The sequence below is a fragment of the Veronia pacifica genome (genome assembly GCF_001707825.1).
GTDB classification, from domain to species: domain Bacteria; phylum Pseudomonadota; class Gammaproteobacteria; order Enterobacterales; family Vibrionaceae; genus Veronia; species Veronia pacifica.
On record NZ_LYBM01000039.1, the window covers coordinates 1 to 16,186 of the forward strand.

A 16,186-nucleotide genomic window follows, 5' to 3' on the forward strand; every position below is an offset into this window, starting at 1 on the left:
TTATGTCACTCCTTATGGAGAATATCAATAACTATGAAGGGTAGGGGATCAATAATTGAATAGGGAATAACATTCCATATTTACGTATTACACTAATAATAAAAATCATAATAAGTGCTGGTGAGGGTGAGATGATTGGAGATGACTTTCTGGTAGAGGCGGTGGGTCGTCAGGATACGCCACGTGGTCTTTTAAGTAGCCAAAAATTAGTTGTCAGCGATTGTGTCAGCGTTCGGGATCATGTGACTGGTATTGGCATTCCTGCTTGGGCAGAGTCAAAAGATAAATCGGAGTCTGATGCTTCTGTCGTTGCAGAGTTGATGGCGGCGGGGATCAAACTGCTCGGTAAAGGACAGGTTGACGATTTTGGCACCAGCAGCAGTGGCCGAAACAGCTTTTATAATGATCTGAGAAATCCGGTGGTGAGAAAATGTCGGGTTGGTGGATCGTCTAGTGGTGCCGCTGTTGCTGTTGCCAGTGGCAAGGCAACGGTAGGCTTAGGGAATGCCTGTAATGGAGGAGTGATCATACCCGCCTCTTACTGCGGTCTGTATGGGTATCGCCCCTCTCCAGGCATTTTCGACTCTCGAGGTATCCGCACTTTAAGCACAACGTTTGATTCAGTGGGCTTTTTGTCAAAATCAGCCCCTGTTTTACAGCAAATATATGAGAAGTGTACTGGTAACCGGCAGATGTTACCCCTTTCCGGTATTAAATATGCCTCCGGTCTATTCAACAGCCTACTCTCAGAGGAACTCACGGTGTGTTTTCAGGAAAAGCTTGATCAATTAAGTTGTGAACTGGATGAGGACTTTTCAATCAGTAAGCTTATTCTTGCTCAAGCCGGGAAAATACACTCAGTAATACTTGGACGAGAAGTAGATATGGAATATGGTCAGTGGCTCGATCAACACAAACCTGAGTTAGATGCAGAAACGCAAGGGTTCTTGGATACTATCCGCGGATTCAGTTTTAAAGATCAGGTTGACGCTAAGAAGAAAAAAGTCCTTTTTTCTGAGATGTTGTGCAGTGCTATTAATAGCGGAGAACTGCTCATTATTCCTTCAACACCGGGGGGGGCTCCCGCGAGAAAAGGCGAACTGGATGATGAATTTCAAATGAATCAGCATCGACTGACTGCGATTGCTGAAGTCGCAGGTATACCTCAACTGACTGTTCCTTTTCTCTCTGATGACGATGCGCCTATGGGGGTCTCTCTACTGGCAAGACCAAATGAGGATCGTTTGCTTTTTGATGCGGCTACGCGTTGGTTTTAAATATTTTTGAGTTGTAAACCTTGGGATTTTTTGCCTTTCATATATGTGAGGTGAAAGGCAATGTTGCACGCTTTTTATACAGGCATTCGTGGCTAAAATTGTGCACATGTAAGACTATAGTTTTCCCATTAACGTCAAGAAAAATTTAAAAAAATGACAAATTAGATATAAGTTATTGAAATATATGGCTATAAACGAGTTATCATATGGAGTGAGCTATCAACAGAAACTGTGGATAACCCGTTGAATTACTCTGTTGTATCGCTGTGTAATTGGCTGATATTTAATATAAAATCGCATATATAAGACAGTAAATGTGGTCGTATTCAGCCTGTTGGGCATGATGTTTTTTATCTGTTAATGCACATAGCCTGTAGTGTTGCATTTTACTATTGTTCTAAGGGCGAATGTCCATGCTTGTCCTTCCCACCAATTCGCTGTTTAAATGCCTCTGATTGCTGATAAACCACGAGCATACCTTTGATCTGCATGATCATCATCTTTGTTAATATTTGTGTTTTTTTGATGAGAAATCAGCGATGTGTATTTGACGATCTATTGAAACTCATTGTTGTCACGTACAAATTAGTTAAGTGGTTTGGATATTGTTGAAACATAAATCAGAAAAGATAGAGGGAATAAAGATGATCAATTGTAATACTCATGATGTGATTGAAGTCGCTTGCCTATACAAAATAAAAGTGGAGCTGGTCATGAAATCCGGCGACAGGGTTGAGGGAAAAGCCGTCGATACGAAGGTGACTGCGGAGAAAAGAGAATACTTAGTCCTTGAACAGAACGGTGATCAAATTGATATCGAAATGGATAAAATAAAAGAAATGATCGCAATAGATAAGAATCCACATTTCGATACTGTTCGCGTCAGCTAATTAACAATGTGTCTGTGTGAGTCGTACTTTTTTGTTGAAGAGATTCCATATTTTACTGGTTGACTTGAGCTGCGTGTCAGCGACCGGGCATACTCTTTAGAGGTAAGTATTAAATGCGCCCGAAGGGTAAGTGCGGTATGGGCATTCTATAGAAAAAGTATTCCCCTAAAAGTAATTATTGAGCGTGGATCGGGGACAAAAAGAGAGATGGTCAAAGTTAAAAATGAAAACGAAATAGGGTATATCTTTGGCTACGGTAGCCTAATAAATTCCGCATCGCGAGCCATAACAGGTCAGACTAAATCAGTTATTCCTGTGCAAGTTGAGGGACTGGTCAGACAATGGGGTCATACTGGTTCAAAGGTCATGTCTCATCTTATCGTTACCGAAGGAAGTGGAACGTGTAATGGTGTGCTTTTAGAGGTTGATAGTGCCACCCTCAGCGACTTTGATAGGCGAGAGAAGGGATACAAAAGAACTTTCCTTTCTGAGACTTGTGTGAAAGTAATGAATGGCGAAAATATTGACTGCAGCCTTCCGATACACGTTTATGTCACTGAAAGTGTTGTCATGCCGAGCCCAGAGCACCCCATCGTCCAAAGTTACATCGATACTGTTTTAGTCGGATGTTTAGAGTTTTCGCCAGCTTTTGCTGAGTCATTCATTGATTCAACTAGCGGATGGGATTGCGCTTTTCTTAATGATAGAGATAACCCTATTTATCAACGTGTTGCAGGTGTTGATACCAATAAACAAGCACATGTTGATCTGTTGCTAAAAATGAAAAAGGTAAGATTAGAAAGCCACTAGTATTTTTTAACTGCCTACCGCAAAAAAAAACCGCCATCAGGCGTTTTTACGGAATACATTTACTGTGCGTTTAGTTTGCTGGAACCTCATAAGAGAACTCAGGTGATGTGATCTCAACACGACGGTTCTTCGCTCGTCCATCCGCTGTGTCATTTGATGCAACAGGGTTTGCTTCACCCTTGCCCGACACTGTGATACGGCTTGGATCAATGCCGCGAGAGGTGAAGTAGTCAGCCACGGTTTGCGCGCGTTTTTCAGACAGTTTCTGATTAAATGCTGCAGCACCAACGCTGTCGGTATAACCTGTTACTGAAATGGTTGCCTGTTCAAACTTGGTCAGTCTTCTCAACAACGGGAGTAATTCATTCTGTGCGTTCTTAGATAGACTGGATTGGCCGGTTTTGAACATTTCAACGCCTGAAGCAGAAGTTAGCACCAAGCGCTTGGGCGCTTGAACCACTGGTTTTTTCGGTGGTTCAGGTTTCTTTATCGGGGCGACAACAACAGGTTCTGGAGCTGGAGGCTGTGCGCTCGTGCGGCCTAGGTGAAGAGTCATACCAAGATTGACAAAGTGCGCATCAACACCACGGAAATAATTGTCCGTCAGATCTCGCATGAGTTGGTATTCGAGGCGAAGGTTTATCAGGTCTGTTAGCTGTCTGTCGTAACCTAACGCAGCCAAAAGGGATGTTCCCTCTTGTTTTGCATCTTTACTGTCCCAGTTCCAGCGACTGATACCGATTTTGCCGTAAATATCACTCACTTCATCAATCGGGAAATCCAATTTAGGTGCCAAGGTCAAAGCAGAAAGCTTGCCATTAGAGAGCACGCGGTTGCCATTTTCTTCATCAAAGCTTGTCTTAAATTTGCCCAGTAAGTCGTAAGACCCTTCGACAGAGAGCCTGTCGTCAAAACCGTACCCTAACAGCAGACCAGCACCCACTTTCTTATCTTCACACTCGCTGCCGGATGCGCAGGCGTCATTGAGCATTGACATGCCAACCCTTGGCCCAAAATAAAATCCCTCACTGTCTGCACTGACATACAGTGGTGACATAGCAAGAGCCAAGCTCATGCTAATAATCGATTTCTTCATCAATGTTTCTCCGTTTAAATAGCGTGAGATGCCTGCTCTGATATTCATAGAATGAAAACAGCCTAAAACTCTATTTAGAATAGCAACAGACTGAAAAAAAGCTCAGAGCCGCTATAAAACTATGTCGTTTATCAAATCTCTACAAGAGAGAAGCCTCTGATTATCTGTTTTTAATAAAAAAAACACTCGCCATAAGACGAGTGTTTCACAAATAAGAGAAACTAATTTGAAACTTTGTTGTCGCTAAGTGACACGGACCATAAATTCTCGACTGATATCACGTTATGTGAGGGAGGATAGTTCCTATTAACCCAGACGTTTTAAATCCCGTGTGCCAGAAACTGGACGACTTACAGATACTTGTCTTCCTTTCTTCATCCCTTTTTCGTAATCGTCTGTAATCGAGCTCATTGCTTCTTTCAGCTGCTTCTTGAATGTCTCTCGATCTATGTTCTTGAATTGGCTGTCAATGTAGCTCTTAATTTTCTTATCAGACCCTTCGTCATTTGCAATGTTAGGTAGTTTTTCAAGTGCTCCCTCAAGCCAGCCAATTGTGTAGGAGCGAACACGTTTAGCCAGTTCATTTTGAGACGTTCCTGAGCCTGCAAAGCTGTTGCGAAACTGACCGACGTTTTCATTCATCTCTCGATAAACAATGTCAAATGCAAAGGCAGCAAAAATGGCTTTGTCAGCATCGCCAATGAATTCAGCTATTTTCAGGCCTTTGTGATTAATTAAGACACACTCGACGCCAAAACGGGCATTTATGCCACGAATAATTTTTAAAATTGCGTCACTTATGCTCGTAGGAAGTAAAGTTTCTGAACGCGTTTTACCCATACTAATGAAGTCAATATCATCCTGATCAAGACCATATTTCTTCATCAGCCTCTGGGCCATCTTTATGGCCTGTGCAGCTTCATTGATGTTCGCGGAATTGCCTAGTTCTAAACACTTGGCAATTTTTTTCAATGCTTTACGTTTGGCTTCAGACATCTACTTTCCCGGAAAAAAAACAAGAGCGATATTCTACCTTTTACGATAAAAATTACCAAACCCAGAGGTAGGATCCATATCCAAATTTACACATCGCTCTCGCACAGCGACGTACTTTTTTTAATAATCGTCGTTAACATTTTCATGATGGAAAACGAATAAATTACGACACGATTATTGCTTTAGAATATGCAAGGCCATGAGAGAATTTTGTCCGTGATGAATGTTTTTTTCGTTCTTTAGGTCTTACTGTAGAGATCATTCATGAAGAGGAAAGTGGGATCAGTGTCTAGGGTACATATCAAGAAGACGAGTATGGCATTACTTGCCTTAATTTTTTTTGCAGCGAACTCAGTTCTTTGTCGGATGGCACTGGACAGTGACATGATTGATCCCGCTACTTTCACATCTGTCAGGCTGATTTCAGGGGCAATCATGCTATCCGTTTTACTGCTATTTTTCAGTGACCCGGTTAGCCTCAACGATTCTCCAGAAGAAACAAAAAAACAGACATTTTCTTTCTTTCAGGCTCCCGTCGAGTATTGGTTGGCTGCCGCGATGCTCTTTTTGTATGCCTCAGCGTTTTCTTTTGCCTATATGTATTTAGATACAGCAATAGGTGCATTGGTATTGTTTGCCTTTGTACAGTTGACAATGCTGACTTATGCTCACTGGCAGGAAGGAGGTGCTTCGGGTATCGAGAGTATAGGTATCCTCGTCTCTGTCTGCGGTTTGGGTTATTTGGTCTCTCCAGGTTTTCATTCACCTGATTTATGGGGGATCACACTTATGGCGGTATCAGGCATAGCTTGGGGACTATATAGTATTCTGGGCAAAAGAATGAGTGTTTCTATGCTGTTGAGTAGTAAAGTTAATTTTACTTTGAGCCTTGTATTTATCGGGCCATTATTTCTACTCAATATGCCAGCGATGAAGATGTCGGTTGAAGGGTTAACTCTCGCTGCACTATCTGGTGCTTTCGCGTCAGCGCTCGGATATGTTGCTTGGTACTGGGTCGTTAAACAATTTACGTCCATTCAGTCTGGCGTGATGCAAATGTCAGTGCCAGTTATTGCAGGATTGTTTGCCATCCTATTTATGGGCGAGCAACTTAATTTAAGACTGTTGATTGCTGGCACAGTCATCCTCTTCGGAATCGCGATAACCTTTCTCGGTAAGTCACAAAGTGTAGCTGCTGAATAGTATTCCGTTTTTCTGCGTGTTAACACGATAATGCCAATGTTTGAGTGCTAATTGAGCAAAAAGATGCGTTGGCATAGTATCTCTATCTCGAGTCTCATACACTTATCTCTATACTTCATCAAAAATGCCCATTTCTATTTTACTGGGTAAAAACGAGCGAGCTGAACAGTTGGTATGGATGATCTCATTTTTTCTTTCATGCCAAAAATAGTATCTGTTCAACTGGCAAAGCATAGTGTTGTCCACAGAGACCGAGGAACATTTGCAATACCAACAAGGTTTTTTAATTAGCCGACACAGCAGAGACGTCAGAGGCACTACTGAGATGGTATTTTGGGTGCAGACCGATGGCGGGCCAGCCAAACTTGTTATTCAGGGAGAAAGGCCGATTTTTTTTCTTCCAGAAATCGATCAACAAAGCGCGGTTAATTTACTGGATCAAGAAAATATCACTCACTATACCAAGCCGCTAGATCTCCACACCTTTTCCCATACTAAGGTGGTGGGCGTGTACTTTAATACGCTCAATGCTTGTCAACGTGCAACACGTTTGCTGCAATCACAAGGGTTTGATCCATTTGAATCAGACATTCGGCTGACAGACCGCTATCTTATGGAGAGGTTTATCTGCGGTGGCATGTTGTTTACCGGAGATAAATCAGACAAACACGGTTTTACTGAATACCGGAACGTAAAGTTAAAAGCGGCGGAATATCAAAGACCATTATCACGTGTTTCTCTCGACATCGAGTGCTCAGAAAAGGGCATTCTGTATTCAGTCGGTCTTGACAGTGAGATGGACAGTCGGGTGATCATGATAGGCGATCCAAAAGAGCAAGATGAGAGGCCTGAATGGATTGAATGGGTTCCGTCTGAGTCTGCGCTTTTACAAGCACTCTGTTTATGGTTTCACACCTACGACCCTGATGTCGTCGTTGGCTGGAGTGTGATTGACTTTGATTTCCGTCTCTTAGTAAAACGTGCCGCATATCATCGAATACCCCTTACTCTTGGACGGGGAAGAGAAAAAGCACACTGGCGTGACAGCAGTAAAGGCAGGCAAGGGTTCATCACGATTCCCGGACGTGTGGTCATTGACGGTATCGATGCACTAAAAACGGCAACTTATAGCTTTAGCTCATGGTCGCTTGAATCAGTGTCACAACAAATGCTTGGTGAGGGGAAAGCGATTGATAACCCTCATGACCGAATGGCATCAATCAACAGAATGTTTGCTGAGGATAAGGCCGCACTGGCGAAATATAATCTTCAGGATTGTGTGCTGGTTAATCGGATTTTTGATTCTACTCATTTGCTGGAATTTTTCATCCAGCGTTCACGCCTTACCGGTATTGAACTTGACAGAGTCGGTGGCTCTGTTGCCGCGTTCACCAATCTCTATCTTCCCCGTTTACACCGGGCAGGGTATGTAGCGCCAACATTGGCCAGTGAAAACTGGATCGCAAGTCCCGGTGGCTATGTGATGGACAGCAAGCCCGGCCTTTATCAATCTGTGGTGGTGCTGGATTACAAGTCGCTGTATCCATCCATTATTAAGACCTTTCTCATTGACCCCCTCGGCTTAATTGAGGGGTTAAAAGCGGATATAGAGACCAAGACAGTACCGGGATTCAGGGGAGGTATCTTTCACCGCAATAAACATTTCTTGCCTGCCTTGATTGAGGATTTGTGGCAGGCGAGGGATGAAGCGAAGCGTCAGGGTGAGAAAGCATTTTCTCAAGCCATAAAAATCATCATGAACTCCTTTTACGGCGTATTAGGGTCTTCAGGTTGTCGTTTCTTCGATCACCGACTTGCATCATCTATCACCATGCGCGGTCACGAGATCATGAAAATAACCCGTCGGCTGATTGAGGAAAAAGGCTATGAGGTAATTTACGGCGATACAGATTCTACCTTTGTCTCGTTTGGTCGCGCCTTTAGTCAACCGGAGGCTGACAAAGTCGGAAGAGAGTTGGCTGAATATATAAATCAGTGGTGGGTTGAACACTTATCTAATGACTATCAATTGGCGTCTGCATTAGAAATTGAATACGAGACGCACTATCAACAGTTCCTGATGCCAACAATCCGAGGTCAGGATACCGGCAGTAAAAAACGCTACGCAGGCTTAATTGAGCGTGACGGACAGAAAGAGATTATCTTTAAAGGGCTTGAGACAGTCCGTACCGACTGGACCCCACTGGCTCAAGACTTTCAGAAAAGCCTCTACGCCAAAGTTTTTGATGGTCAGGACATTGATGAGTATGTTCGTCAGTTGGTTGATGATACACTAAACGGAAAGTACAACGATAAGCTCGTTTATCGTAAGCGGTTGAGACGCAAGCTGGATGAATACCAGAAAAATGTCCCGCCGCATGTTAGAGCTGCCAGACGCGCTGATGAGATAAACCAGAAATTGGGACGACAACTGCAATACCAAAATGGCGGCTGGATAGAGTATCTCATTACCATTCATGGACCAGAGCCGAAAGAGGCACTTGAAAGCCCGATAGATTATCAACATTACGTTGATAAGCAGCTCAAGCCCATTGCAGATGGCATTCTTCCGTTTATTGGCAAAGACTTTGCGACGCTATCTCTACCACAACTTGGATTATTTTAGTGGAGCTTGGATTATCTTAGTGTAGATAGTTGGCAAGTATAAAGACTAAAACTTTGCTGACGTGTTTAAATATGAAAAAGCTAACGGCGTGTGTTTTCTATTTCTATACATCGAAAAGATACTGATCCGAAACGCTAAATAGTAGGCAGGAGTACAGTAAATCTGCGAGTGAAAATCTTATTTGTCCTGTTATTCGTTGCAAAATTGGCAAAACGTAGCTTGAATGAAAGCAGGTGGTAAGGAGAGCATTGTGGAGCAACTGGATTTTTTTGATGTGCCCAGTCCCTGCATTGGAGTGTGTCAGGTAAATAATAAAGGATACTGTAAAGGCTGCTTCCGCAGTCGGGATGAACGGTTTCATTGGAACGATCTCAGTGGCGACCAACGCCTGCAAGTCATCAGGTTATGTCGTCAGCGTTACCTTCGCATTTCACGCGCCAGATTGGCAAAACAAAGAGAAAATGAGTATCGCGAAGAGGTTTCTCCGCAGCGACCCCTATTTGATGATTTCTAGTGACAGCAAGTACTCAGAGAGTTATCAATCAAATCCAAAAAAAGCGCCATTAAGGCGCTTTTCTATTCAAACCAAACGAGTGGTATGTCACAGGTTATCAAACGCAATTAGATGCGGATGAAGTCCATGTGCATAACTTTTGGCTTGAATGGGTGACGTTGAATGTCCTGAGGCTTCACGTTCACTTCTTTACCATCGATAACCAAGGTGATTGCTTCGTAGAAGCCTGGCTTATCCATTTGGTTGATAACCTGGTTGTGGTCCAGAGCGACTGCAACTGCTGCTTCTTTACCGCCGTAGATTACAGCTGGGAATTGGTCAGCGTGACGCAGGCGGCGGCTCGCACCTTTACCCTGCTCAGTACGAACTACTGCTTCAAATTTCATAATAAATACTCAATGTATAGAGTTAAAAACAAGTACCGCGTTTAGCGACCTAACGTGGTACCACTTAAAGTGAGCGCGGATACTAACATTGGCCTTATTGAATAACAAGCCAATCACCGTTTAAACGAATATTTTTTCATAAATAGCATTCAGTTGCCGCTTATTTATCCAGTTTTTTATTCGTCGGCATCCTAGAACTGTTACAGGCACTACGAGGCAATACAGGGACAATAAAAACACACTTCTCGCTATGTTAATGAACATAAAACCGAGCAGTCATTTCCCGTAGTATACCGAGGTCGTATGGATGAAAGTTTGGATTTATTATCTCAGTGAGCCATTTCATTACCAGCATCAGGCGTTTGGTGATGTTGAGTTCAGTAATGCATGGTTCTCGATTAAAGATCAGACGCTAACCATACGATCTGGGTATGCGTGGGATGGCGCGACGCCGAAGTGGCAGCCTCTTGGCCTCTTCACTGTCGGGACGCCAGATGGCGCGTTGCGCTGCGGCCTGCCATGGACGTATCACGCGACCTTGGTACATGATGTATTGTGTCAATTCCGCCATCAGTTACCGTTGAGCAAACAGCAGGTCAATCAGGTATTTGATGACCAGCTCCGAGAACTTGGTTTTCCCTTACGCGCTCTTTATGTCTGGGCCGTCAATAAGTTTGGTCCACAGGACTTTGGCGGAGCTTCATAACCGAAAAGTAAAATGACGTTTAAGTTTCTGGCTGCTCGGTGATATCAAAGATCTTGTCTCTGATTGCCCAGAATCTGCCATTTTTGCGCGCAACTACAAAATCCGGTGGACGAAGCCTGTGCTCAGATCGGACAACTTTTGATGGTGCGGTATCAGTGAACGGTCTGTGTCTATCAACAAGATGAGGGTTAATAAAGCGAGCAAGAAAGTCCTTTTTTTGCTTCTGTGTAGAGAGTTGCCACATTTCATGCACTTCAGCCCCCTCATTGCCTACGTAAGTCACTTTAAGCTGTGGCTTACCAAATTTGTTTTTCCCCGCTGTCAAATGCATGTCAGTACAACTAAGAATGAGAGCGTCTTTAAGTTTCAGCGCTTCGCGCAGCTTTTTATCAGGGTCAACCAGTGCATGGTCGCATTGATGGCAGCGGCGGGCAGCAATATCATTGTCTGCACCACACTCATCGCAAAATTTCGCCCGAAAGCGATAACCACAAATCTCCCGCTCACCGTCCAATTCAAAAAATCCCTGACAGCGCCGGCCATAATGCTCAATTAAAAAACCATTACTATCCAGCTTTCCCCAGAAATTATTGTTGAAACCGCATCCGGGGCAGGGAACGGTTACAATCTCACTGTCGCTATCTGGTTTTGGTTCGCCAATCTCTGGCTGATAGAGGTCGTAGACATTACCTGCGTAGTCAAGAATGAGGCAATCTTCTTTACCGGGCGATAGTCGTAGCCCTCGTCCAGCAATTTGCTGATACAGACTGACCGACTCGGTTGGGCGAAGTATCGCGATAAGATCGACGTGTGGGGCGTCGAAACCCGTTGTCAGCACTGATACGTTTACCAGAAATTTGATCTTTCGCTGCTTGAAGTCCTGAATAATTTGATCACGTTGCTCCTGTGGGGTGTCGCCGATCACCAGGGCAGAATGCTCCGCGGGCAATAACGACAATATTTCTTCGGCATGGCGAACAGTGGCAGCAAATACCATGACTCCTTGTCGTTGTTCTGCATATTTTAAGACCTGTTCGATGATCTGTGGCGTCGCCCGGGGAGCATTGGCAATGACCTTATCCATTTCTGCTTCTTTGTAGTGACCAGTCGATGACGCTTTAAGAGCAGAAAAGTCATAGCTCAGGACCGGTGCGTCAATAAGCTTTGCCTCGGTGAGAAAACCCTCGTCGAGTAAAAAGCGGATTGGTAGTTCGAAGATACAGTCACGGAAAAACCTTGGGTTCTCGCTTCTGACCCTGCCAGCAGTATGGAACTGATAAATCCAACCCATACCCAGTCGATAGGGGGTCGCTGTCAGGCCCAGTACTTTTATTCCGGCATTAATACTCTGTAAATGGCTGATCACTTTGCGGTAGCTACTGTCTTTGTCATCGGGAACCCGATGACATTCATCGATGACCAGTAACGAAAATTCCTCTTTAAATGCATCAAGGTTTCTCACCACCGACTGCACGGATGCAAATACCACTTTGTGATGACTTTCCTTTCGACCAAGCCCGGCAGAAAAGATCCCTGCTTCAAGTCCATAACCCTCATACTTTTCATGATTTTGTTCGACCAGCTCTTTGACGTGGGCGAGAACAAGCACACGCCCCCGAGCGAGCTTTGCCAGTTCAGCAATGACCAGACTTTTACCTGCACCGGTTGGCAAAACAGCAACGGCTGGACTTTGGTGATGACGAAAGTAATGAACAACAGCTTTTACAGCGTCAGATTGATATGGACGTAGGGTATACATAACTATGACTATAAAAAATGGCAGCGCAGGGCTGCCAAGTTTATCTGAAAGCGTGGATATACGCTAACGGTCTGAATTACAACTAAACGGCGACTCGTTTTGACATAATGCAATGCTGCCTTCTTGGGGTGTAGTCAAATTGCTCATAAAACTCGCGCGCACCACTGTTTCCAATATTGACTTCCAAGATCACTGCCTGACACTTCCGTTGTTTAACCTTATCTTCAAGTATCGGCAATACGTGCGAACCTACTCCCTGTCGGCGCCAAGAACGATTAATAAATATTTGATCTATAACAGCTATCTGACCACCAAACTCAACGCTGAAGCTATAACAAAGAACGACAAACCCTACTATTTCTTGGTGGCCATCTTGTTCTGCGTGAATGAGAAAAACATCACCATATGAGGGGGAATCCATTAAGAACTCAAAAGCTTTCTGTGTGTGTTCGGGGTCGAAAGAGAGGGCCTCGTGGTCATGCAGTTCTTTTGATAGTTCTATAAGTTTGTGCATTGAGTCGACAGAAGGCTCTTTCAGAGAAATATTCATACACTATTTCCTAATCGAAGGGTGATAGGTCAGATGCGTGCTGGTTGCACATATAAAAAGACGACTTTCCTGTCAAAAAATTTCAGTTGTATCTGACACCCATTAGTTATAGAAACTTAGCCCCCAGACTGCAACTCTGGCACCTGTTTCTTTCGCTTTGTTCACCATTTATTCCTCGTCTTTGTGATATAGATTTCAATTGCTTAAATACCAATCAAGTTTCATTTATTATCTACTCAAAAGTGTCTGATTTCACATTTTTAACCCTTTTTTCAGTAATGGATATCTGTATTTTTTCTTATTTTCCTCTCATGTCATCGTTTGGGTGATTTAGTGTTTTTTATTATTAGCAGGTGATGGTGGACAGAAACCGGGTGATCGTCGAGTAAGAATCAGGTATATATTGCCCCGTCTAAATGAGTACTGGAAAAACGATGATCAGGTTGGATAAATTTCTTTGCGAAACCTTGGGTATAACCCGCAAGCAAGCTGCCAGGCTTTTAAAAGAAGAGCGTGTCACTTTGGACGGGACGGCGATAAAAAATGGTTCCCTCAAAATTGAGGAAGATGCCGATGTTGAATTCGATGGTGTAGCGCTCCGACTCAGCGGCCCGCGATATTTTATGATGAACAAGCCTTCAGGCTATGTTTGCTCCCATGATGATGCTTACAATCCAACTGTATTTATCCTTCTTGACGAGATTGGCGCAGAAAAGCTTCACATCGCAGGTCGCCTTGATGGGGATACAACGGGCTTGCTACTTTTAACTGATGATGGCCAGTGGTCACACAGAGTGACTTCGCCAAGACATAAATGCGATAAAACTTACAGAGTCTGGTTGGCAGAACCTGCGGCTGCGGACACCGAAAGGCAATTTGCATCGGGCGTTCAATTGCGTGGTGAAAAAGAGCTGACGCTTCCTGCCCAGATGGAAAGAGTTACCGATGATGAGGTCTTACTCACTATCCATGAAGGTAAATATCATCAGGTAAAGCGCATGTTTGCAGCTGTCGGTAATAAGGTAGAGGCGTTGCACCGCGAAAGCGTTGGTCAGTTAACGTTGGACCCTGAACTAGAGCCTGGAGAGTATAGGGCACTTACTGAAGCCGAGGTTGCGTCCTTTCTGGCGACTAAATAATCCTTCAGCGTCATCTGATACGGCGATGAGTGTAAACACGTATTTTACAAAATAGGTTTACACAGCGTCGTATCAACCGTCGAGAAACGCATTCTTTCCTACTGGGAATTAATCTCATGTTACTATGCAAATAGAAAATTTGTGAGATAAGTCTCGCTTCACTTGTCATTTGCAGGATATTCATGACAGCAAAAACGTTAAGTAACCCGTCAGAACAGATGGGTACCTTATTAATTATTATTCTTGGTGCATTGGCGGCGATCACGCCGCTTGCTATTGATATGTATCTGCCCGCGATGCCGAGTATCGCGGACGATCTTGGCGCAATGTCTGGTGCTGTACAAAGTACATTAGCCGCTTACACCGCTGGCTTTGCACTCGGTCAATTAGTTCATGGTCCACTCTCTGACAGCTTAGGCCGTCGAAGAGTGATGTTATCTGGTGTGTTGATGTTTATGGTGGGGGCTGTTCTTTGTGCTTCTGCTGAAAGCATTGAACAACTGACTATTATCCGTGCCATACAGGGATTTGCAGGCGCAGCCGCAGCCGTGGTAGTACAGGCCCTTGTTCGTGACCTTTTTGAACGCGAACAATTTTCGCGCACCATGTCTTTTATCACCTTAGTTATGACCCTGGCACCTCTTGTTGCTCCCATGCTTGGTGGACATTTGGCACTTTGGTTTGGCTGGCGTTCAATTTTCTGGGTACTAGCTGGCTTCGCGGCCATTGTGATTGTGATGGTGTACATCGCTATCCCGGAAACTTTAAAGCCTGAAGCTCGCAAGCCACTTAATTTCTCAAGCGTGATGAGAAACTACGCCAAATTACTCAGAAACCGCTCTGTGTTGGGCTACTTATTGGCATCTGGGTTTTCTTTTGCTGGCATGTTTGCCTTCCTGACCTCAGGGTCATTTGTGTATATCAGCTACTACGGGCTGAGCCCAGACGCCTTTGGTTACATGTTTGGCTTAAACGTTGTTTGCCTGATCATTATGACGACGATAAATGGACGATTTGTTACCCGCCTTGGCTGCCGCAATATGCTTATGATCGGCCTTGGTGTGCAGTTATTCGCTGGGATCACGGTTTTTCTAGCACAACTTTTTAATGCTGGCTTCTGGGGAACAGCGATTCCCGTCATGATGTTTGTCGGTGGCATTTCTATGGTCGCCAGTAATATCTCGGCCAGTGTGCTTAACGAGTATCCTGATATTGCCGGGACAGCTGCGTCTCTGATGGGAACAATGCGATTTGGAGTCGGAACTATTATTGGCTTTATCTTATCGTTGATCTCAGCACATTCACCGTGGCCTATGGTTATCGCTATCACAACATGCGGCGTGTTGTCTTCAGCAAGTTATTGGTTCTTAGCAAGAAAAAATGAAAAGTAATGAGTTACGTTAATGATATACAGCGCCTGGTAAACACGGCGCTTTCTGAGCTACAGCAGGCGATAGATGAAAAAAAGATTCAACCAAACCCTGTTAGCGAAGAATCTTTTTTGTGTCGATGGTTTGCTCAGGCAATTAAAAAGCACCGCTTTGGAAGTTCTGTTGCCAATGAGATGACACTTTGGGTTCAGCAAGGCCGTAGCATGGGAAAAAATGCCGACCTCAAAGGTCAATTGCTTCATATCAGTAATGTGTACAGGCACTTTTTCTCAGACGATAAATCAGATAGAGCGATAACCCGCGATCAATTGGATGCTCTGATTGATAGTCTTGATGACGGGCAATGGATGGTAAACATCCAATATGAAATTAATCGTAAGGTTAAAGTCATTTCAGATGGACAACATTCTTTTGCTATCTGCGCGAAGGCATTAGAAAGTGCGTTTGATGCTGATGGAAAACTCATTAAACCGCTTAGCTTCTATGTTCGTTGTCCAGAGTCAGAATTTATTGACCTTGCTGTTTCACAGGATATGGCCCTGACGAAAGTGACTGATTATAAGTCGATTGTGAAATATCACGCTGAATATCAGCTTTGGCCCGAAAATCGTGCGAATTGCCTCGCAGTTTTGCCCGCTAATATGAAACCTTAACTTAAAGTCCTTAGAATCAATAACAGAATCTTAGCTTACTGGTCTGTCCAGTAAGCTATACTTGCCCAATCTCCCGCTTCGTAATGGAAAAATACTCCTACAACGTGTAAAAATTAGAAGATGGTCAATGATTATTGTTGGTCTCTTCGTAGGGCAAGGAATGCTGAAACGATCTGAAATTGGATAACGT

General features: G+C 43.9%; 15 protein-coding genes. 10 read left to right on the plus strand and 5 right to left on the minus strand.

Going from position 1 to position 16,186, the window contains the following annotated elements; all coding sequences use genetic code 11:
• Nucleotides 1-131 precede the first annotated feature (131 nt).
• The 3 genes from A8L45_RS17695 to A8L45_RS17705 all read left to right on the plus strand — a co-directional run bounded on the left by A8L45_RS17695 (nt 132) and on the right by A8L45_RS17705 (nt 2,977).
• Entirely contained in the window at nt 132-1,277 is a 1,146-nt protein-coding gene (locus tag A8L45_RS17695; RefSeq protein ID WP_068904694.1) for an amidase family protein, read from the plus strand.
• A gap of 644 nt (nt 1,278-1,921) precedes the next feature.
• A complete protein-coding gene (locus A8L45_RS17700; RefSeq protein ID WP_068904695.1) occupies nt 1,922-2,167 on the plus strand; it encodes a Rho-binding antiterminator in 246 nt (81 codons plus the stop codon).
• Nucleotides 2,168-2,374: 207 nt separating this feature from the next.
• A complete protein-coding gene (locus tag A8L45_RS17705; RefSeq protein ID WP_068904696.1) occupies nt 2,375-2,977 on the plus strand; it encodes a gamma-glutamylcyclotransferase family protein in 603 nt (200 codons plus the stop codon).
• Nucleotides 2,978-3,047: 70 nt separating this feature from the next.
• Here A8L45_RS17705 and A8L45_RS17710 read toward each other — a convergent pair whose 3' ends face one another.
• A complete protein-coding gene (locus tag A8L45_RS17710) occupies nt 3,048-4,073 on the minus strand; it encodes an OmpA family protein (RefSeq protein ID WP_068904697.1) in 1,026 nt (341 codons plus the stop codon).
• 306 nt (nt 4,074-4,379) lie between these two features.
• A complete protein-coding gene (locus A8L45_RS17715) occupies nt 4,380-5,069 on the minus strand; it encodes a DUF2786 domain-containing protein (protein ID WP_068904698.1) in 690 nt (229 codons plus the stop codon).
• Between the two features lie 285 nt (nt 5,070-5,354).
• On the opposite strand from A8L45_RS17715, the gene A8L45_RS17720 reads away from it, so the two are divergent.
• The 3 genes from A8L45_RS17720 to A8L45_RS17730 all read left to right on the plus strand — a co-directional run bounded on the left by A8L45_RS17720 (nt 5,355) and on the right by A8L45_RS17730 (nt 9,412).
• On the plus strand, nt 5,355-6,272 hold the full coding sequence (locus A8L45_RS17720) for a DMT family transporter (RefSeq protein WP_245680760.1): 918 nt from the start codon (nt 5,355-5,357) through the stop codon (nt 6,270-6,272).
• A 262-nt stretch (nt 6,273-6,534) separates the two neighbouring features.
• Nucleotides 6,535-8,898, plus strand: coding sequence for a DNA polymerase II (locus A8L45_RS17725; RefSeq protein ID WP_068904733.1), 2,364 nt, complete (start codon nt 6,535-6,537; stop codon nt 8,896-8,898).
• Nucleotides 8,899-9,148: 250 nt separating this feature from the next.
• Nucleotides 9,149-9,412: a DUF1289 domain-containing protein gene (locus A8L45_RS17730; protein ID WP_068904700.1), complete on the plus strand. Its 264-nt coding sequence runs from the start codon at nt 9,149-9,151 to the stop codon at nt 9,410-9,412.
• 107 nt (nt 9,413-9,519) lie between these two features.
• On the opposite strand, the gene rplY is transcribed toward A8L45_RS17730, so the two are convergent.
• Nucleotides 9,520-9,798, minus strand: a complete 279-nt coding sequence (rplY, locus tag A8L45_RS17735) for a 50S ribosomal protein L25 (RefSeq protein WP_068904701.1) — start codon at nt 9,796-9,798, stop codon at nt 9,520-9,522.
• Between the two features lie 307 nt (nt 9,799-10,105).
• Here rplY and A8L45_RS17740 point away from each other — a divergent pair, with 307 nt between their 5' ends.
• On the plus strand, nt 10,106-10,504 hold the full coding sequence (locus A8L45_RS17740) for a hypothetical protein (RefSeq protein WP_068904702.1): 399 nt from the start codon (nt 10,106-10,108) through the stop codon (nt 10,502-10,504).
• Nucleotides 10,505-10,523: 19 nt separating this feature from the next.
• Here the strand turns inward: A8L45_RS17740 and radD are convergent, their stop codons facing one another.
• Both radD and A8L45_RS17750 read right to left on the minus strand, forming a co-directional pair.
• Nucleotides 10,524-12,263 carry a DNA repair helicase RadD gene (gene radD, locus A8L45_RS17745; RefSeq protein ID WP_068904703.1) on the minus strand — a complete coding sequence of 580 codons (1,740 nt, stop codon included), beginning with the start codon at nt 12,261-12,263 and terminating at the stop codon, nt 10,524-10,526.
• Nucleotides 12,264-12,345: 82 nt separating this feature from the next.
• Nucleotides 12,346-12,813, minus strand: a complete 468-nt coding sequence (locus A8L45_RS17750) for a GNAT family N-acetyltransferase (protein WP_068904704.1) — start codon at nt 12,811-12,813, stop codon at nt 12,346-12,348.
• A gap of 437 nt (nt 12,814-13,250) precedes the next feature.
• Between A8L45_RS17750 and rsuA the strand changes: the two genes are divergently transcribed.
• The 3 genes from rsuA (at nt 13,251) to A8L45_RS17765 (ending at nt 15,996) form a co-directional block, all read left to right on the plus strand.
• On the plus strand, nt 13,251-13,952 hold the full coding sequence (rsuA, locus tag A8L45_RS17755; RefSeq protein ID WP_175402018.1) for a 16S rRNA pseudouridine(516) synthase RsuA: 702 nt from the start codon (nt 13,251-13,253) through the stop codon (nt 13,950-13,952).
• Nucleotides 13,953-14,134: 182 nt separating this feature from the next.
• On the plus strand, nt 14,135-15,343 hold the full coding sequence (locus A8L45_RS17760; RefSeq protein WP_068904706.1) for a Bcr/CflA family multidrug efflux MFS transporter: 1,209 nt from the start codon (nt 14,135-14,137) through the stop codon (nt 15,341-15,343).
• Nucleotides 15,343-15,996 carry a DUF2913 family protein gene (locus A8L45_RS17765; protein ID WP_068904707.1) on the plus strand — a complete coding sequence of 218 codons (654 nt, stop codon included), beginning with the start codon at nt 15,343-15,345 and terminating at the stop codon, nt 15,994-15,996. Before A8L45_RS17760 ends, A8L45_RS17765 begins: the two co-directional genes overlap by 1 nt.
• Nucleotides 15,997-16,186: the final 190 nt, after the last annotated feature.

Excerpts from the sequence above, each read along its gene's own strand:
- A8L45_RS17695 (WP_068904694.1), top strand. The coding sequence starts at position 132 with ATGATTGGAGATGACTTTCTGGTAGAGGCGGTGGGTCGTCAGGATACG.
- A8L45_RS17700 (WP_068904695.1), top strand. The coding sequence starts at position 1,922 with ATGATCAATTGTAATACTCATGATGTGATTGAAGTCGCTTGCCTATAC.
- A8L45_RS17705 (WP_068904696.1), top strand. The coding sequence starts at position 2,375 with ATGGTCAAAGTTAAAAATGAAAACGAAATAGGGTATATCTTTGGCTAC.
- A8L45_RS17710 (WP_068904697.1), bottom strand. The coding sequence starts at position 4,073 with ATGAAGAAATCGATTATTAGCATGAGCTTGGCTCTTGCTATGTCACCA.
- A8L45_RS17715 (WP_068904698.1), bottom strand. The coding sequence starts at position 5,069 with ATGTCTGAAGCCAAACGTAAAGCATTGAAAAAAATTGCCAAGTGTTTA.
- rplY (WP_068904701.1), bottom strand. The coding sequence starts at position 9,798 with ATGAAATTTGAAGCAGTAGTTCGTACTGAGCAGGGTAAAGGTGCGAGC.
- A8L45_RS17740 (WP_068904702.1), top strand. The coding sequence starts at position 10,106 with ATGAAAGTTTGGATTTATTATCTCAGTGAGCCATTTCATTACCAGCAT.
- radD (WP_068904703.1), bottom strand. The coding sequence starts at position 12,263 with ATGTATACCCTACGTCCATATCAATCTGACGCTGTAAAAGCTGTTGTT.
- A8L45_RS17750 (WP_068904704.1), bottom strand. The coding sequence starts at position 12,813 with ATGAATATTTCTCTGAAAGAGCCTTCTGTCGACTCAATGCACAAACTT.
- A8L45_RS17760 (WP_068904706.1), top strand. The coding sequence starts at position 14,135 with ATGACAGCAAAAACGTTAAGTAACCCGTCAGAACAGATGGGTACCTTA.
- A8L45_RS17765 (WP_068904707.1), top strand. The coding sequence starts at position 15,343 with ATGAGTTACGTTAATGATATACAGCGCCTGGTAAACACGGCGCTTTCT.